Source organism: Vibrio sp. OPT46 (assembly GCF_015163535.1).
GTDB lineage: Bacteria > Pseudomonadota > Gammaproteobacteria > Enterobacterales > Vibrionaceae > Vibrio > Vibrio alginolyticus.
In genome coordinates this window covers 210529-228993 of the sequence record NZ_JADDYG010000005.1, presented here as the reverse complement: position 1 = coordinate 228993, position 18465 = coordinate 210529, and the positions used below count along the sequence as shown (strand labels likewise).

The 18465-nt window shown below is 45.0% G+C and carries 19 protein-coding genes and 1 pseudogene; 7 read left to right on the top strand and 13 right to left on the bottom strand.

All coding sequences use genetic code 11. From position 1 onward, the window contains the following. A pseudogene (locus IQR33_RS32010) lies at positions 1-250 on the top strand (PilZ domain-containing protein); the annotation flags it as partial. Positions 251-313: 63 nt separating this feature from the next. On the opposite strand, the gene serB reads toward IQR33_RS32010, so the two are convergent. Next, the gene (gene serB / locus IQR33_RS01205; RefSeq protein ID WP_005386439.1) at positions 314-1294 is read right to left on the bottom strand and encodes a phosphoserine phosphatase; all 981 of its coding nucleotides are present in this window, start codon (positions 1292-1294) and stop codon (positions 314-316) included. A 91-nt stretch (positions 1295-1385) separates the two neighbouring features. On the opposite strand from serB, the gene IQR33_RS01200 reads away from it, so the two are divergent. Continuing rightward, on the top strand, positions 1386-1991 hold the full coding sequence (locus IQR33_RS01200) for a YtjB family periplasmic protein (protein ID WP_005391677.1): 606 nt from the start codon (positions 1386-1388) through the stop codon (positions 1989-1991). Positions 1992-2086: 95 nt separating this feature from the next. On the opposite strand, the gene deoD is transcribed toward IQR33_RS01200, so the two are convergent. From deoD to deoC, 4 genes are all read right to left on the bottom strand, one after another. Then, a complete protein-coding gene (gene deoD, locus IQR33_RS01195) occupies positions 2087-2806 on the bottom strand; it encodes a purine-nucleoside phosphorylase (RefSeq protein ID WP_005380140.1) in 720 nt (239 codons plus the stop codon). A gap of 143 nt (positions 2807-2949) precedes the next feature. Then, a complete protein-coding gene (locus IQR33_RS01190; protein ID WP_017635882.1) occupies positions 2950-4170 on the bottom strand; it encodes a phosphopentomutase in 1221 nt (406 codons plus the stop codon). 68 nt (positions 4171-4238) lie between these two features. Further along, positions 4239-5567 (bottom strand): thymidine phosphorylase, encoded by a 1329-nt coding sequence (gene deoA / locus IQR33_RS01185; RefSeq protein ID WP_136976650.1) that lies wholly within the window; start codon positions 5565-5567, stop codon positions 4239-4241. 97 nt (positions 5568-5664) lie between these two features. After that, positions 5665-6441, bottom strand: coding sequence for a deoxyribose-phosphate aldolase (deoC, locus tag IQR33_RS01180; protein WP_005380133.1), 777 nt, complete (start codon positions 6439-6441; stop codon positions 5665-5667). Positions 6442-6531: 90 nt separating this feature from the next. Between deoC and IQR33_RS35125 the strand changes: the two genes are divergently transcribed. Continuing rightward, a complete protein-coding gene (locus IQR33_RS35125) occupies positions 6532-6666 on the top strand; it encodes a hypothetical protein (RefSeq protein WP_005391675.1) in 135 nt (44 codons plus the stop codon). Positions 6667-7024: 358 nt separating this feature from the next. On the opposite strand, the gene IQR33_RS01175 is transcribed toward IQR33_RS35125, so the two are convergent. The 6 genes from IQR33_RS01175 to IQR33_RS01150 form a co-directional block, all read right to left on the bottom strand. Next, positions 7025-8308 carry a NupC/NupG family nucleoside CNT transporter gene (locus IQR33_RS01175; RefSeq protein WP_005380131.1) on the bottom strand — a complete coding sequence of 428 codons (1284 nt, stop codon included), beginning with the start codon at positions 8306-8308 and terminating at the stop codon, positions 7025-7027. A 204-nt stretch (positions 8309-8512) separates the two neighbouring features. Beyond that, on the bottom strand, positions 8513-9286 hold the full coding sequence (locus IQR33_RS01170; RefSeq protein WP_193838116.1) for a TatD family hydrolase: 774 nt from the start codon (positions 9284-9286) through the stop codon (positions 8513-8515). Beyond that, the gene (locus tag IQR33_RS01165; protein ID WP_017635884.1) at positions 9273-9470 is read right to left on the bottom strand and encodes a DUF5363 family protein; all 198 of its coding nucleotides are present in this window, start codon (positions 9468-9470) and stop codon (positions 9273-9275) included. The genes IQR33_RS01170 and IQR33_RS01165 overlap by 14 nt, the downstream gene beginning before the upstream one ends. A gap of 95 nt (positions 9471-9565) precedes the next feature. Then, positions 9566-11155: a peptide chain release factor 3 gene (gene prfC, locus IQR33_RS01160; protein WP_005380123.1), complete on the bottom strand. Its 1590-nt coding sequence runs from the start codon at positions 11153-11155 to the stop codon at positions 9566-9568. A 285-nt stretch (positions 11156-11440) separates the two neighbouring features. Continuing rightward, entirely contained in the window at positions 11441-11896 is a 456-nt protein-coding gene (rimI, locus tag IQR33_RS01155; protein ID WP_005386430.1) for a ribosomal protein S18-alanine N-acetyltransferase, read from the bottom strand. Positions 11897-11908: 12 nt separating this feature from the next. Beyond that, positions 11909-12307, bottom strand: coding sequence for a DNA polymerase III subunit psi (locus IQR33_RS01150; RefSeq protein WP_017635885.1), 399 nt, complete (start codon positions 12305-12307; stop codon positions 11909-11911). 159 nt (positions 12308-12466) lie between these two features. Here IQR33_RS01150 and IQR33_RS01145 point away from each other — a divergent pair, with 159 nt between their 5' ends. Then, the gene (locus tag IQR33_RS01145) at positions 12467-12913 is read left to right on the top strand and encodes a hypothetical protein (RefSeq protein ID WP_017635886.1); all 447 of its coding nucleotides are present in this window, start codon (positions 12467-12469) and stop codon (positions 12911-12913) included. Positions 12914-12975: 62 nt separating this feature from the next. Here the strand turns inward: IQR33_RS01145 and IQR33_RS01140 are convergent, their stop codons facing one another. Together IQR33_RS01140 and ubiT are read right to left on the bottom strand one after the other, a co-directional pair. Beyond that, positions 12976-13479, bottom strand: a complete 504-nt coding sequence (locus tag IQR33_RS01140; protein WP_005380119.1) for a GNAT family N-acetyltransferase — start codon at positions 13477-13479, stop codon at positions 12976-12978. Further along, positions 13463-13990 carry a ubiquinone anaerobic biosynthesis accessory factor UbiT gene (ubiT, locus tag IQR33_RS01135; protein WP_005394645.1) on the bottom strand — a complete coding sequence of 176 codons (528 nt, stop codon included), beginning with the start codon at positions 13988-13990 and terminating at the stop codon, positions 13463-13465. The genes IQR33_RS01140 and ubiT overlap by 17 nt, the downstream gene beginning before the upstream one ends. A gap of 363 nt (positions 13991-14353) precedes the next feature. Between ubiT and IQR33_RS01130 the strand changes: the two genes are divergently transcribed. The 3 genes from IQR33_RS01130 to IQR33_RS01120 all read left to right on the top strand — a co-directional run bounded on the left by IQR33_RS01130 (position 14354) and on the right by IQR33_RS01120 (position 18439). Then, a complete protein-coding gene (locus IQR33_RS01130; protein ID WP_005380112.1) occupies positions 14354-16393 on the top strand; it encodes a bifunctional diguanylate cyclase/phosphodiesterase in 2040 nt (679 codons plus the stop codon). Positions 16394-16526: 133 nt separating this feature from the next. Then, positions 16527-17540 carry a ubiquinone anaerobic biosynthesis protein UbiU gene (gene ubiU / locus IQR33_RS01125; protein ID WP_005386427.1) on the top strand — a complete coding sequence of 338 codons (1014 nt, stop codon included), beginning with the start codon at positions 16527-16529 and terminating at the stop codon, positions 17538-17540. Between the two features lie 20 nt (positions 17541-17560). Beyond that, positions 17561-18439: a U32 family peptidase gene (locus IQR33_RS01120; RefSeq protein ID WP_193843442.1), complete on the top strand. Its 879-nt coding sequence runs from the start codon at positions 17561-17563 to the stop codon at positions 18437-18439. Positions 18440-18465: the final 26 nt, after the last annotated feature.

Genomic DNA, 18465 nt, shown 5'->3' with positions numbered 1-18465 from the left:
CAGCGTAAAAGAGCGGATTCAATTTATAAAGAAAGCGCGAATGATGGGTGACTTTTACGTGCTTCGCCTTTCTACTGCACCAATTTTCGATCCGATGACATCATTACTGCAACAAGATTTAAGTGACTTAACCCAATTTGGTGTACATCAAGCGAGCAAGTTAGAAAAAGAGTTGACGGCGCTCGTTGGTTACAGTGAATTTGAAGACATTACTGAAGAGGTTGTAATTAGATTGGAGTTAACCGAGTAAATTCAAAGTCATACCAAATTGAAAAAAAACACCGCCTTTCTGGCGGTGTTTTTGAATGGATGGTTAAGGTTTAGCTTTCCAGCTAACCTTTTGCTGCTTCACCAATGCGCCAGATAAAATACAGAGCACACCGCCCAACCCAGCAAAGCGAATCGCAGATTGCGCTTGAGCTTCCACTTTTGGTTTTGCGTGATACGCAATCCCTAATCCTGCCACCGACATCATCACAAGATCATTAGCGCCATCACCGACAGCAACCGTGTTGTGCTGCTCAATTTCATATTCATCCGCCAGTTCCACTAGAATGTCAGACTTCATCTGCGCCGTTACCACATCACCAAGTACGTTACCCGTGAGTTTGCCGTCAATAATTTCTAATTGATTGGAGCGAGCAAAATCTAAGTCGACTTTATCTTTGATGTAATCAGAGAAGTAAGTAAAACCACCGGAAGCAATCGCTGTTTTCCAGCCCAAGGCTTTCAACGTCGCAATTAGCGCTTCAAAGTCCGGCATGAATGGTAACTGGGAACGAACTTGTTCAAGAATTGATTCATCGGCACCTTTGAGCTTACCAACTCGCTGACGTAAACTTTGCTCAAAATCCAGCTCACCTTGCATGGCACGTTCAGTGACTTCAGCGACCTCATCCCCTACTCCTGCCAGTTTCGCGATTTCATCAATACACTCTATCTGGATCGCCGTTGAATCCATATCAAATACAATCAACCCTTGGGTTGATAGATCGGGCACTTCATTAAGCGAGGCGTAATCTAGGTTGAGACTTTGTAAGATCGTTTCATGTTGAGGAGTCAACTCTCCGGCCATCAGGGCTACTTCATATTGGCCAACTTTCCACGTTTCTAGTATCGGGTTGTAAAAGCCGGTGAAGAAATCAATGTCTTCGAAGTGACTTGGCGAAAGGTACTCAGCAAATACGATCCAGTTTGCTTTTGCTTTATCTAATTGGGAGGCAAATCGAGTCTCGGGTAATCGTTTTAAAAGTGTCGTATGTTTTCTGATAGGCAAGCTTTTTGACGCGTCCATGTATATAATCCCTTATGACTTTGCTAAAACGTTACCTCAACAAACTAAAAAGGCAAGTCTTTGTTTTATTTTAAATGGATGAGTAAAGAGCATGAGTGAATCTTTGTTCTCAGTAAGGAATGCCCTAAGAATTCTGGCACTAATCCTACTGTGTGTGATGTTGTTTATCACAATAAAAAACAGTGTTGTGATCAGTAAGGGTAATGAGAAAATTCAAGCACAACAGCTTGAAACACTCACCAAAGTTTTGATTTCACAGGCGTCTCTTTCTGCCAGTGAGATGATTTTAACTAAAGATCAAGAACGATTACTTCAGCTAACAAACCAGCTAGCACAAGACCGTTTAGTGTTTGATGCAACAATCTACGATGCACAGGGTGTACGTTTAGCGTCTAGTGAAGAGGCATTATCGGTACGCGAAGTTCTTGGCCTGGATACGCCTTTGGCAACAGCTTCCATTGGTCGCCAGCAGTTGGTTGAACCAGTTTTTGCAGATGGTGCGCTTATCGGTTTTGTTCGCGTGACCTTTGAGACGGGCCGGGTGACGGCTATTTCTGACCACCACTATCGCAAGAGCGATCGTTATATGTACATGATGGTCTTAATGAGCTTTGTCTGTGGTATGTTGTTCATCTTGATTTTACGTCGACAACCGATACGTCGTAAAAAAGCGCCAAACCTGCTGCTAACCAAGTAACTAGGTAGCGCTAACAACTCATATAAAAACAGCCCGTAATGTGCGGGCTGTTTTTTTAGCTCTTGAGAGCGAAAAATAGAATGACTCTTCGTCGCTTACTCTTCGTCACCAAGCAATACTGAATCTAGTGCGATTAGCATCATGTCGTTGAATGTCGTTTGACGCTCGTCAGATGTAGTCTGTTCGCCAGTCTTGATATGATCAGAAACCGTACAGATTGTCAGAGCTTTTGCACCGTATTCTGCCGCAACACCGTAAATACCAGCCGCTTCCATTTCAACACCAACAATGCCGTACTTGTCCATTACATCGAACATTTCTGGATCTGGCGTGTAGAAAAGCTCTGCTGAGAATAGGTTACCAACTTTAACGTCAATACCGCGAGCTTTTGCAGCGTCTTCTGCCGCACGAACCATGTTGTAGTCTGCGATTGCCGCGAAGTCATGACCTTTAAAGCGGATACGGTTCACTTTAGAGTCAGTACATGCACCCATGCCGATCACAACATCACGCACTTTGATGTCTTCATTCACTGCGCCACAGCTGCCAACACGGATGATTTTCTTCACGCCGAAGTCTTTGATTAGTTCAGTCGCGTAAATCGAGCATGATGGGATACCCATACCGTGGCCCATTACCGAGATCTTACGGCCTTTGTATGTACCTGTGTAACCAAACATATTACGAACGTCACACACTTGAACGACATCTTCAAGGAAAGTCTCTGCGATGTATTTTGCACGTAGTGGATCACCAGGCATCAGTACGACGTCTGCAAATGCACCCATTTCAGCATTGATATGTGGAGTTGCCATTTTCTTTTCCTTAACCTTTCTCTAGCGCTCCGCGCTTAAGGCGATATAAGCCAGAGTATTCTCATTTCCGACAAGCAGCATTTACATACTGCAAACATAAAACTAGGAGCAATCAAGCTCCTAGTTTTCAAAAACCTAACTAATTATAGGAAGTTCTTACCGTAATCCATTGGAGAAGTACCGAAGTAACTTGCCAATGTTTGACCGATATCTGCGAATGTTTCGCGGCGGCCAAGAGAACCAGCTGGTACTTTTTGACCATAAACCAATACTGGGATGTGCTCACGAGTATGGTCAGTGCCTGGCCATGTTGGGTCACAGCCGTGGTCTGCCGTTAGGATAAGCACATCGTCTTCTTCCATAATCTCTAGCACTTCGTTGATACGACCATCGAAGTACTCAAGTGCCGCTGCGTAACCCGCTACGTCACGACGGTGACCGTAAGCTGAGTCGAAGTCTACAAAGTTAGTGAATACGATCGTGTTGTCGCCCGCTTCTTTGATTTGCTCTAGCGTTGCTTCGAACAATGCAGGGATACCTGTCGCTTTCACTTTCTTAGTGATGCCGCAGTTTGCGTAGATATCAGCAATCTTACCAATAGAAACCACGTTGCCTTGCTTCTCATCAACGAGCTTCTGAAGAACCGTTGCTGATGGTGGCTCTACAGAAAGATCACGACGATTACCTGTACGCTCAAATTGACCTTTACCAGCACCAACGAATGGGCGCGCGATAACACGACCAATGTTGTAATCTTCTAGCTCTTCACGTGCGATTTGGCAAAGCTCTAGTAGACGGTCTAGACCGAAAGTCTCTTCGTGACATGCGATTTGGAATACAGAGTCAGCAGACGTGTAGAAGATTGGTTTGCCAGTCTTCATGTGCTCTTCACCAAGATCGTCAAGAACTTGAGTACCAGACGCGTGACAGTTACCTAGGAAACCGTCAAGCCCCGCACGCTCAAGAATGCGGTCAGTCAATTCTTTCGGGAAGCTGTTTGCTTTGTCAGTGAAGTAACCCCAGTCAAACAGAACAGGAACACCTGCGATTTCCCAGTGACCAGACGGCGTGTCTTTACCTGAAGAAAGCTCTGCTGCATGACCGTATGCACCAATGATTTCAGCGTCTGTGTCTAGTCCAGGTGCGAAGCGACCTGTCGATTCTTTATGCGCCATTGCCAAACCAAGTTTCGATAGATTTGGAAGGCGAAGTGCACCTTGGCGATTGTCGTTATCTGCTAAGCCTTTTTCACATTGGTCAGCGATGTGACCTAGTGTGTCTGAACCTACATCACCAAATTCTTTAGCGTCGGCAGTTGCACCGATACCGAATGAGTCTAGTACTAAAATAAATGCTCTTTTCATTGCTCGTTCCTTAGGCCCACTCGGCTTTTTATTATGGTTGAGTAGGCCTTGTGTAATTACTTGTTCTATTAGATATCTTCTGCACGAATTTGGCGGTAAACCTCTGGAGTTGGTGTGTATTCACCACCTACTTTGATTGCACTGCGCAGTGCTTTTGCCGCTTCTTCCCATTGCTCTTCAGTGCGAGCGTGGATGACCGCAAGAGGTTTATCACTGTCTGCGACCTCACCTAGGCGGATGAACTCGTCGAAACCAACTGCGTAGTCGATTTCATCAGTAGCGACTCGACGACCACCACCCATAGCAACCACAGCCATGCCGATAGCACGTGTATCCATTGCAGAGACAATGCCCGTTTCTGTTGCGTAAACTGGCTTGATGATTTCTGCTTTTTCTAAGTAGTTGTCGTAGTTTTCTACGAAGTCCGCAGGGCCGCCTAAGCCAGCAACCATCTTGCCGAAGCACTCAGCTGCTTTGCCGTTATCCAGCACTTCCATCAGTTTTGCGCGTGCGTCTTCTGTGTTCTCAGCAAGCTTGCCAAGTACTAACATTTCAGCACATGAAGACATGGTCACTTCAAGTAGACGAGGGTTACGGTATTCACCTGTTAAGAAACGAACCGCTTCACGAACTTCTACCGCGTTACCCGCTGAAGACGCCAATACTTGATTCATGTCCGTAAGAATTGCCGTAGTCTTAGTGCCAGCACCGTTTGCTACCGCAACGATTGATTTTGCTAGCTCTTCAGACGCTTCGTAAGTTGGCATAAATGCACCTGAACCCACTTTTACGTCCATCACTAGCGATTCCAGACCCGCCGCCAGTTTCTTAGAAAGGATCGACGCCGTAATCAGGGAGATATTGTCTACCGTTGCGGTAATATCACGAGTCGCGTAAACACGCTTATCCGCAGGAGCAAGGTCACCAGTTTGACCGATGATCGCCACACCAGCGTCTTTGGTTACTTGACCAAAAACATCGTTGCTCGGCGTAATGTTGTAACCAGGAATAGATTCAAGTTTATCCAGCGTACCGCCTGTATGACCAAGACCGCGGCCAGAGATCATAGGTACGAAACCGCCACACGCTGCCACCATTGGGCCAAGCATTAAAGAAGTTACGTCACCCACACCACCGGTTGAGTGTTTGTCGACAATTGGACCACCGAAATTCATGTGGCTCCAGTCGATAACCATGCCCGAATCACGCATTGCACACGTTAAGGCGATGCGCTCATCCATGGTCATTTCATTAAAGAAAATCGTCATAGCAAACGCCGCAATCTGACCTTCAGATACCGTGTTGTTCGCTACGCCTTGAATAAAGAAGTTGATTTCATCGGCGGTTAGGACTTCGCCGTCACGTTTTTTACGAATGATTTCTTGTGGTAAATACATTAGTGCCTCCCAAGCTCTTTTGAGCCATGGTTGTAGTAGGATAGAAGAGGTTTGGTAGCACCCGTTTAGGTGCTACCGTTCAGACGCATTATTGGAATTAGTACGCTGTTGGATCAGCGACGTCGTCCGATACTTCTAATGTATTTAGTAGGTTGGTTAGCAGGCTAGACGCACCAAAACGGTAGTGACGAGCATCAACCCAGTTGTCACCTAGGATTTCGTCAGCCATTGCTAGGTATGCTGCTGCGTCTTCAGCAGTGCGCACACCACCTGCTGGTTTGAAACCAACAGTTTCTGCAACACCCATGTCGCGAATAACTTCAAGCATCATGCGAGCGTATTCTGGTGTTGCGTTTACTGGCACTTTACCAGTTGAAGTTTTAATGAAGTCAGCACCTGCTTCAATACAGATTTGAGATGCTTTCTTGATTAGTGCTTCTTCTTTTAGTTCACCTGTTTCGATGATCACTTTAAGAAGAATGTCACCACAAGCTTCTTTACATTGCTTAACTAGTTCGAAGCCTACTTTCTCATCACCCGCCATTAGCGCGCGGTAAGGAAAAACTACGTCAACTTCGTCTGCACCGTAAGCAACCGCCGCTTTTGTTTCAGCAACTGCGATTTCAATGTCGTCGTTACCATGTGGGAAGTTCGTTACTGTTGCAATACGAACCTCTGGCGTACCTTGCTCACGAAGTGTCTTCTTAGCAATAGGAATAAAGCGAGGGTAAATACAAATTGCAGCTGTGTTGCCTACTGCTGTTTTCGCGTCATGACATAGTGAGATCACTTTTGCATCAGTGTCATCGTCATTCAACGTAGTTAGGTCCATAAGTTTAAGTGCACGTAGCGCTGCTGCTTTTAAATCGCTCATTTCTATCTCCGATCAATATTCAAAAAATTCACTACTCAGCCTTACATCACGTCTTTAACTATAATCAACAAGTCGAGACAATGTGAGTAAATGGCTAAACAGTCTATTAATGAACGGACTTGGTTCCCTGAAGACTCGGCATATACAGCGAAAATTTATCATATGCCAATTGCTATCCTTGTCACCGCACAGTACCAGTTTGGCCTATGGCACAACAATCTATGATTGCGGTGTCTTTAATATCACATCACAAAGCAAAACGCCTATTAGATCTGATATTGCAGGGCAATTCATTTGCCCATCGATTATGTAATATTCATTACGTGATTAAGAATCAAGCTTAACCACTATCCTGTGATTAATACATTATAGAGTTTCACCGCAAAACTGTAGCACCAAATAGAGCGCAAACGGTTTGTATCTCAAAATTTCCTAGCCCCTATTCCATTGACTGCGTAATACCTCGACTAAGGCAAACACCCGATGAAATTTTGGAGCCCGAAAAACGAAAAATGCCCCGCAGCAATCTCTTGCTACAGGGCATGATGTAAAACGGCGTCTATATATTAAGAACCGATTCTAATTATAGTGCTGCAAGGCTTAAGCAGAAGCCTGCAATTGTCGCTGCCATAAGGTTAGACAACGTACCTGCAAGAACTGCTTTAACACCCATGCGAGCGATGTCACTACGACGGTTTGGTGCAAGGCTACCTAGACCACCAAGTAGAATCGCGATAGAAGAAAGGTTCGCGAAACCACATAGTGCGAATGAGATGATAGCTGTTGTCTTCTCAGACATTACTTCACCAGTTGCCGCGATTACTTGAGCGTTTTCACCTAGATATGGTGTGAAGTTCAAGTAAGCAACGAATTCGTTCACTACGATTTTCTGACCGATGAATGAACCAGCTGTTACAGCTTCTGCCCATGGAACACCGATTAGGAATGCTAGTGGAGAGAACGCGTAACCTAGGATTAGCTCTAGTGTTAGTTCTGGCATGCCGAACCAACCACCGATGCCACCTAGCATACCGTTGATTAGCGCGATTAGACCAACGAATGCGATTAGCATTGCACCTACGTTAAGCGCAAGTTGTAGACCAGAAGCCGCACCGCCCGCAGCTGCGTCGATTACGTTAACTGGTTTGTCGTCACCGCCGTCCATCGCTTCTTCGATACTTTCGTGAGGCTGGTCAGTCTCTGGGTGAAGGATTTTAGCGAACAGTAGACCACCTGGTGCTGCCATGAATGATGCCGCAACTAGGTACTCTAGTGGAACACCCATAGATGCGTAACCAGCTAGTACACCACCAGCAACAGAAGCTAGACCACCACACATTACCGCGAATAGCTCTGATTGAGTCATTTTTGGAACGAATGGGCGAACAACTAGAGGTGCCTCAGTTTGACCTACGAAAATGTTAGCTGCCGCTGACATTGATTCCGCACGAGAAGTGCCTAGCGCTTTTTGTAGTGCGCCACCAAGAATCTTGATAACCCATTGCATAACGCCAATGTAGTAAAGAACTGAAATCAGTGCAGAGAAGAAGATCAGTGTAGGAAGAACACGGAATGCGAAGATGAAACCGCCGCCGCCGAATACTTCGAACATCTTGTCAGAAACAAGACCACCGAACAGGAATGATGAACCATCGTTACCGTAGTTGATAACGTTAGAAACACCTGAAGAGAAACCGTTTAGTAGATCACGGCCCCAAGGTACATACAGAACAAATGCACCTAATGCGAATTGGATAGCGAATGCGCCACCCACAGTTCTAAAGTTGATAGCTTTTCGGTTGTTAGAAAATGCCACTGCAATCGCAAGAAGCACTACCATACCGATTAGGCTCATAAACAGGCTCATAGTTTATGACTTCCTTATAAGTTATTTATTGGCGTGTTACAAAATGGAGCTATAAAGCGGGGGCAATTATACTCATGCAGAATCAATTAAAGTAATGCCAGCCTCACACTTTCCTATAAGATTCATGATTGATTCAACCAGCTTTGTGAGTTAATTCACAATAAGCAGGAAAACGTTTTCGATTTCAAACCACATCTTTAGATTTTATTCACATATCGAGAAAGCAAAATTGCTATTTTTCCACAGTTGAGAGGCAATCGATTGCTTTCGGCCGTTATGCAACTCTACGAGCTCATTAAAGACGTGAATGAGTTTGGCTGGGTGATTTGACTCCCCTTGATATCCAAGTATAGGCATATCTGGTGCGTCTGTTTCGATTACTAGGTTTTCGAGTGGTAATTTTTGAATTGCGTCGCGTGTTTTCTTAGCTCTTGGGTAGGTAATCGTTCCTCCTACACCGATAAAAAAACCTAATTTGACCCACTCCATGGCTTGCTGATAACTCCCAGAAAAAGCGTGTAGCACACCTCCTCTAGGGAGATTCGCCGCTTTCACCATTTGAATGAGGCGATTGTGCGCTTTTCGGCTATGTAAAATAACTGGGAGCTCGAAGCGTCTAGCCAGCTCAAATTGAACTTCAAGTGTCTTTTCTTGCAACTGTGGGTCAACATCAATGGCAAAATCTAAACCACACTCTCCTATTGCCACGCACTGTGGCCCTTTTTGATTTAGATAGCCTTCTAGTTCTGTAAGGTGCAGCTCAAAGTTATCTTCAAGAAAATACGGATGAAAGCCGAGCGCATAATACAAATTGGCATGTTGCTCTGCCAAAGTTTGAATACGAGCCCAGTTTTGCGGACCGACGGAAGGAATCAAAATTCTTGCGACGCCTTGCGTTTGAGCAAGCTCAAGTTGATGCGCAAAGTCATCTTGAAACACATCAAAATCAAAGTGGCAGTGCGTATCAAAGAGCTTCATCTTGACGCTTTTTATCTGTATCTGCGGGCAGAAAATCAGGAGATCGTTGGGCTTCACTCTTCTCTTCAGTTTGATGGGCAGGGTCTTTTCGATATGGGACACAACTGCGTTTCTGATCGGGAGTTAGCCCCATCTCTTTACACCAGTTGTCGTAACGCTTTAGCCCACGTTTAAACCAATTCATATCTTATCCTTATATAAAAACGCCCTTGGCTAAGTTTATAGCCAAGGGCGTTTTAAAATCTAGTTTGCGTTACGGCTTACCCTAACCGCGCCAAATTAGTGCTCACGCGTCGCACGGAAATCAACGTCAGGGAAACGCTCTTTCGCTAAGTTTAAGTTAACCATTGTTGGAGCGATATACGTTAGGTTATCACCACCATCCAATGCTAAGTTCGCTTGATTCTTGCGTTGGAACTCATCCAGTTTCTTCGCATCACCACACTCAACCCAACGCGCAGTTGCAACGTTAATGCCTTCATAAATCGCTTCAACGTTATACTCAGACTTCAAACGAGCCACAACAACATCAAACTGAAGTACACCAACGGCACCAACGATCAGATCGTTGTTCTGTAGAGGACGGAATACCTGTACCGCACCTTCTTCTGATAGCTGAACCAAACCTTTGAGAAGCTGCTTCTGCTTTAGTGGATCTTTCAGGCGAATACGACGGAATAATTCCGGAGCGAAGTTCGGAATACCAGAGAACTTCAGTGATTCACCTTGAGTAAAGGTATCACCAATCTGAATAGTGCCGTGGTTATGTAGACCAATGATGTCACCGGCGTAAGCGTGTTCTGCACGTGCACGGTCACCAGCCATAAAGGTTACTGCATCAGAGATACTCACTTGCTTGCCAAGACGAACGTGGTTCATCTTCATACCTTGCGTGTAAGTGCCCGATACAATACGCATGAATGCGATACGGTCGCGGTGTTTTGGGTCCATATTCGCTTGGATCTTAAATACGAAACCAGAGAACTTCTCTTCAGTCGCTTCAACTTCACGTTCAACCGCTTGACGAGTTTTCGGCGCTGGAGCCCATTCAGTTAGACCGTCTAGCATATGATCCACACCAAAGTTACCTAATGCAGTACCGAAGTAAACTGGCGTAAGATCACCGGTTAGGAACATTTCCAAATCAAACTCAGGGCAAGCACCCATGACAAGCTCAAGCTCTTCTCGAACACTTTCCGCAAGGCCTGCACCAACTTTTTCATCAAGCTCTGGGTTATCGAGACCTTTGATGATTCGAACTTCTTGAATCTCATGACCGTGACCTGATTCGTATAAAATCGTTTCATCACGGTGAATGTGGTACACACCTTTAAATTCTTTACCACAGCCGATTGGCCATGTAATTGGTGCACACATCATGCCCAACTCGTTTTCTACCTCGTCCAATACTTCCATTGGATCACGAACGTCACGGTCAAGTTTGTTCATGAAGGTTACGATTGGCGTGTCACGCAGACGCGTTACTTCCATCAGCTTACGTGTACGATCCTCGACACCTTTCGCCGCATCGATAACCATCAAACACGAGTCTACTGCCGTTAACGTACGGTATGTATCTTCCGAGAAGTCTTCGTGTCCAGGCGTATCAAGTAGGTTTACCAGACAGTCATTGTAAGGGAACTGCATTACAGAAGTGGTTACCGAGATACCACGTTCTTTTTCCATTTCCATCCAGTCTGATTTTGCGTGCTGTGCGTTACCACGACCTTTAACCGTACCTGCTTTTTGGATCGCGTTTCCGAATAAAAGGACTTTTTCAGTAATGGTGGTTTTACCCGCATCCGGGTGAGAAATAATAGCGAACGTTCTGCGCTTAGACACTTCGCCTAAAAAAAGGGGATTTGACATTAGTTAATCTTCTAAATTACTTTCATGCTCACAAAATAGGCAAGCATATCTACTATTCGATATTGTGCGGTATTCTCGCTTATTATCGCTGTGCTAGCAAACTGGAAAGACATGAACTGAATTTACTCGGCTCACCAGCCTTTACCTGCAACTAACGAGGGAAAGCCAGCTCCACACAAAGAGATGTAAAAATTCAAAAAATTATTATTACATATTCAAAAGCCTCGAATCCGGATACGCATTTAAAGCATAAGTGTTGATGAGGTAATTAGTAACGGCCTAAAACTAACTCAAAAATAAGTAACTCATGATAATGGCGTCTTCCTTACCATTTCCCGATTTAGCTGGGTAATAGTTGTAACGACGGTCCACTTCATTAAAACCTGCTTGCTCATAAATATGGATAGCTGGGTGATTACTTTCACGCACTTCTAACCAAGCACTCTCTGCTTTGGCTTGTTCACAGTGTTCAATAAACGCGTCCAGCAATTTTTGCCCTAGCCCTCTGCCCTGTTGAGAAGGCGCTACTGCAATATTTAATAGTGTCACTTCTCCAACAATATTCTGTCCATAGAAGTAACCAACCACTTGAGAGCCTTCCAGCATCACATGATGGCAAGCACCGCGACTGGATAAGTCACGAACCAAAGATTCGGCCCAAGGGTGAGAATGTGCTTGCTGCTCGATTTGCCAAACTTGGTCGAGGTGCTCTGCACGCATCGGCGTAATTTCAATTGTCACGCATTAGCTCCGTTAAGAGTACGAACAGATTTGTTGCCACAATGCGCGGCGCTGTTCGTTATTACCATCAATATCTTGTAATAGTGGCGAGGTCAGGTGCTTTGCCTTGATGCTTTTATCAGCCTCACAGCCTGCAAACCACACCCACTCTAGCTGATGTTCACCCAGCATGGATAAGCGCTCAGGCTCTAGGTGTAGCGCATCATCAAGCGTGAGCTTAATGCTTTTTAATACGCGCTCAAACATCAATGCCGTCTCGTTTTCTGGACATATTGGCGATACCAATAGGAGTTTACATGAACTTTGCAAATCCAATAATGGCGATTGATAGCCTTCCAGTCTTTCAGGGTGTACCAGCTCCCATGTGCTGATCCCCATTTCACGTAAATACTGTTTCTCGTTAATTGACATTTTCCGTCACCTATTTGAACGAGGGCAATCCTATCAAATTATCGCGATTATACCTAAAGGACTTCAAGGAACACCTGAACACAATGAGATGATTTGGATATTCCTTAACATAGCGTTTTGCCAACGGCCACACATTGGGTATGACATATAAGGTACATTATGAAATTCTTAAATACGCTACTACTTTGCACACTGGTAGCCGCCACCAGCATGAGTGTTTTTGCTAATAACAGCGATGAGTGGGAGCTGATTGCAACGAAAACCGTTAACTTTCACACAGAAACAGATACCGTGACACCAAATAGCCTATTCCGAAACCGAAGCTTCAGTAAAATAAAACTAAAATGTGTGCAAGGAACGGTAGACATGAATGGTTTAAAAGTCGTCATGACAGATGGTAGTGAGAAAAAGCTTTCCTCTATGGGCGTACTAACAAGCGGATTGTCGACTCGTGCCTGGAGCCTTCCAGGTACAAAAGAAGCCAAGCTAAAACGGATTGAAATGACTTACAGTAGCTGGGGAAGCACAAAACTTAGCCTGCTAGGGGTAAGTAAAAAAGCGAAAATAGAGGTCTGGGGCAAAAAGAAAAGTAACCAGTCATCCTAACCTCCCTATCTCAGTTTTCAGTGAATAAGAAAGAAGCCCACTTAGTCGTGGGCTTCTTTCATTTACAGTTCAGAGAACTCTGGCGCATAGTCTATGCGTCCGGAGCGTCCAGCACATTGACCTTCGACCAACTCTGCGACTCGAAATGCACCTTTAGGGACATCCCAAGCACATTCAAAGCCCATCTCGTCGCATGATTGAAAACCCTGGCGCGCGTAATAATCAGGATCGCCCAACACCACACACACTGGGTAACCAAAATCACGCAGTGAATCAAAACCTTCTTTGATCAACTCTGCAGCGATGCCTTGGCGACGGTAATCTTCATGAACAGCTAATGGCGCTAGCCCTTGCCATGACAAATCTTCACCATTTAAGGTCACAGGGCTAAATAAAGCATGGCCTATCACCTCTCCCTCATCTGTACACGCGACTAAGGAAAGCGTGAATTTGCTGTTTTCGCGCAAACGCATCACAAGCTCAGCTTCAGCTTCCGTCGGGAAGGCGTGTTTCAATAAGCGGTCAATGGTAAGAATGTCCGCTGGGGCTTCAGTTCGAATAAGCATTCGCTACTCCGGTTGGTTGTGCAGGCGCTTGAACTCCTTTCTGAACAAAATCAGCCAATTGATTCAAAGCGACTTGCATTGCTTTCGGTAACTGCTCTAAGTCGACACTGTCCATTAAGTTTTTCACTTCTAAGCCAAGCTCAGTATCACCTTCAATTGAAAGGCGACGTTGGAAGAACAGTGTGTCAGGGTCTTCTTTACGACCAGCAATCAGTACTAGGTCGTTTAGATTACCACTAAAACTCACATCTTCCTGAACTGGTTTTTCAGCTACCACCAATTTTTCGTCTTGATAGCTGATGTACCATGCTAAGTTCAAGTCTTTAATCGCAACTTTTAACCACTTGTCTTCAAGGAACTCAAAGTCACCATCTTCCAAGGCTTCTTTAAACACCATTTTTAGCCCTTCTAGCAACGCTTTTTGCTGAATTGGCTGTGGTAATAACTGGACTGGAGAACGCAAAATATTAGCTGCGTTCTTTACTAGTTGACTGCGAATCTTGTTTAACACGTTCATTATCCGTTACTTTGTCATTAGGTTGCTTATATTAAGCAATCGTGGCGATGAGATTACTGTTATGTATCAATAAAGTGCTTATTTTAGATTGGTGGTTTATTGCTCACTAACGCTTCTTTTTTTGAACTTACGTGTATTATTGATGCGAACAGGTGGATAAACACTTTTACAACCGTATTTTCAAAGTTATAGTTATCTGAGCGTATCCATGTGATTGTCGACTGCACAGCTAAAACCGCGAGCCCTTTAATGGCAAGTAACACTTTGGCTTGGTGGTAGATCGCCGCAGGCTTATCAGGGTGTCGCTTTTTATACACGGACGAATAATCTGGCTCATTGGAGATCGGTAATACCCTAATGCCTTCCCAGCAATTAAAACATTGGTTTGCCACGCTAACCTCAAATAGCCCTTTCTTCTTTGCCATTCTTGATAAAAAACACAATTATCGAATGGTAAGTGACCGTTACTGCGATATCGCAGGTTTAAGTCATGAGGAAATCGTCGGCTTAAACGATTGCCAAGTGCTGGGTGAACAGTTTTATAAGAAGCTTGCACCATACTATCAGCGCGCGTTCAAAGGGGCACATGTCGAAGCCGAAATCACGCTCGATGAAACCGACCTTGAAACCAGTCTTCACTTTAGTCTTTCGCCAGTTTTTGAAGGTAACGACATTCGCTTTGTTGTTTTTCACGCTGTCGATACTTCAGAAAAGCAGATACTCGTTCGCTCCTTAGAAGAGTCCGAAAGTAAGTTTGCGAAGTTAACACAACTGCTACCAGACGGCTTACTGCTTATCGAAGATGATATTGTCATCTCTGCGAACCCCGCATCAGCGCGCCTTCTCGGACTTAACTCTCCTCATGAATTGTTGGGCGAAGAGCTAAGTCGTTTATTCATCGATGAAAACAGTAAAAAGGTATTTAGTCATCGATTGAGTACATTAATTTCTGACAAACCTTTTGTCTGCTTAACCAGCGCAAGATGCGGCTTTGAACGGAAAGTTCAGCTACACGCGGATTCCACGGCGATATTAGGTAGCGAATCTCAAATTATCCTAATCCAAGATGCTGATGATGCGCCCAAAAACCTGTCTTCTGCATCGAATGAAGACATACACATTGACTCGCTCACCAAACTCTACAACCGCTTTGGCTTCACCAAACGTTTGGAACAGCTGATCAAAAAGCAAACACCGCTTCTGGTGTTCTATTTGGATATCGATAACTTCAAAAACATTAATGACTCACTTGGTCACCATATTGGCGATAAAGTGATTCAAGAGGTATCGGCCCGTCTTAAACGGTTACTACCAAACCAAGCGATTATTGGTCATTTGGGTGGCGATGAGTTTGGCGTCATTCTGCCGGAGCCAGAAAATACCCGCATGGCTGAAATTTTGTCCGATCGCATTATCTCGTTGATCAACCAACCTTTCGACTTGCACCACTTCAGTAAACGCCTTGCCTGTTCAATTGGTAGCGTTCGATACCCTGAAGACGGACAAGATGCGCGAATCCTACTCCAAAATGCCGATACTGCGATGTATGAAGCCAAAGATCGTGGTAGAAATCGTCTGATCAAATTTAACGATCAAATGAACAAAGAAGCGCGTATGCGTTTGTGGCTTGAAATTGAACTGCAAAAAGCATTGCAGCAGAACGGTTTGGAAGTGTGGTATCAACCTAAGGTTAACGCGCGAGACTTCAGTATCAACGGCGCAGAAGCGCTCGTTCGTTGGAAGCATCCAGTCGAAGGGTACATTAGTCCTGGCTCATTCATTCCTGTCGCCGAGCGCGCTGGGTTAATAGAACACCTTGGACGTGTCGTGATGCGTGATGTTTTCAATACGGTAAAACGTTGGAAGCAACAAGGCATACTGCCAGGCCGTGTCGCCATCAACCTCTCTCCCGAGCAATTTGGCAACCCACAGCTGATCGACTTTATGGAAAAGCTGCTTCGCACTACCGAGCTTGATCCAAGCTGCATTACCTTCGAGCTAACCGAAAGTGCCGTGATGAGTGATAGCGAACATACACTGCAAATGTTGAATGCGATTAAAAAGCTTGGCTTCGCTCTCTCTATCGATGACTTTGGTACCGGCTACTCTTCTCTTTCCTACTTAGCGCGTTTTCCTATTGACGAGCTAAAAATCGACCGCGCTTTTATTAATGATATCGACACACTACCGAAACAAGTCACTGTGATTGAAAACATCATTAATCTGGGTAAGTCGCTCGACTTAACTGTCGTTGCCGAGGGGGTGGAAACCCACCAGCAAGCGACCCTGCTCTCTAACCTTCAATGTAATGCGATTCAAGGATTCCATTTTTATCGCCCGCAGCCAAAACATGAAATTGAAGAGCTGTTTGTACAGAATCGTCGTCACAAGAACTAACCCCGACCCGATACCCTTACTCGCAAGGGGTAAATATCGACTTTATTGAGCTAAACCTAACTTAGGTCAATTTCGCTATTCATAATTCTTCATAAAATGCGGACACCTTTTTATTCTCAATGATTGTGAGCATATGGAACTCTTGTGTCCCGCGGGTAACCTGCCTGCGTTAAAAACTGCGATTGATTGCGGTGCCGATGCCGTCTACATTGGTTTCAAAGATGATACCAACGCCCGTCACTTTGCTGGCCTCAACTTTAACGGCAAAAAGTTAGAAAAAGCGGTGCAATACGTTCATGACCGCAATAAAAAAATTCATGTCGCGTTGAATACCTTCGCTCATCCCAATGGCTTCGAGCGCTGGACGAACGCAGTAGACAATGCAGCGGCACTGGGTGTAGACGCGCTGATTGTTGCAGACATTGCAGTGCTGGAGTACGCGGCTCGCAAATATCCCGATCTAGAACTACACCTTTCAGTGCAAGCATCAGCGACCAACGTCGCAGCCATTGATTTTTACAAACAAAACTTCAACGTAAAACGGGTAGTATTACCTCGCGTTTTATCGATTCATCAGGTCAAACAGCTTTCACGCAACATCACTAGCGATGTCGAGTTAGAAGTCTTTGCTTTTGGTAGCCTTTGCATCATGTCTGAAGGTCGCTGCTACCTATCGTCATATATGACAGGCGAGTCTCCAAACACTGTGGGAGCATGCTCTCCAGCTAAGTACGTTCGCTGGCAAGAAACAGAAAATGGTCTGGAATCCCGCCTTAACGACATTTTGATCGATCGCTACAGCGCCGGTGAAAATGCGGGCTACCCTACCTTGTGTAAAGGTCGTTTCGAAGCAGAAATCGAAGGCGAGAAAAAACGCTACCACGCACTGGAAGAACCAACCAGTTTGAACACCCTCTCTATGCTGCCAGAACTATTTGCTGCAAATGTGGCGTCTGTAAAAATTGAAGGTCGCCAACGTAGCCCAGCTTACGTAGAACAAGTCACTCGAACATGGCGAGCCGCGATTGACCGTTACCAAGCAAACCCAGAAGCTTATCAAGTCGAAGCGGCTTGGGATGCCGCATTGGCAAACGTGTCTGAAGGTACGCAGACCACACTTGGTGCTTATCACCGCAAATGGCAGTAGAGGTTAAGATGGATAATTCAATGAAATACGCGCTTGGTACGCTGTTGTACTTCTGGCCAAAACAAGATATCGAAGCGTTTTATGAACAAGCGAAATCAAGCTCCGCGGACATCATCTATCTTGGGGAAACCGTATGTTCAAAACGTCGAGAAATGAAGCCTTCGCATTGGCTTGAAATCGCAAAAGAGCTGTCTGCATCTGGCAAGCAAGTGGTGCTATCAACAATGGCACTACTAGAAGCTCCGAGTGAAGTAAACATAATGAAGAAGTACATCGACAACGGTGACTTCGCGATTGAAGCAAATGACGTATCTGCTGTTCAATTGGCATCAGAGCATAAAGTGCCTTTCGTCGTTGGCCCTGCAATCAATACTTATAACGCACACACGCTCAACTTATTTTTGAAACAAGGTATGATGCGTTGGTGCATGCCTGTCGAGCTATCTCGCGAATGGTTAAACGATACTTTAGTTCAGTGTGACGAGCTTGGTATTCGTAACAAGTTTGAAGTTGAGGTATTTAGCCACGGTTATTTGCCTTTAGCGTATTCCGCTCGCTGTTTCACAGCCCGAGCTGAAAACCGAGCGAAAGACGATTGCGAAACCTGCTGTATCAAATACCCTACGGGTATCCAGGTCAGAAGCCAAGAAGGGCAAGAAGTCTTTAACCTTAACGGCATTCAAACACAGTCAGGGTATTGCTACAACCTCATCAATGACTTACCTACTATGAAAGGGCTGGTTGATGTGGTCCGGTTAAGCCCTCTTGGTATCGACACTTTTTCAGAGTTAGAGCGTTTTCGCTCAAACGAATACGGCGATAATCCTGAAAAGCTCGAAAGCCGCCAATGCAATGGCTATTGGCATCAACTAGCGGGCTTAGAAGTAAAAAACATTTAATCCTTAAAGAAAAAAGCGAGGTCTAC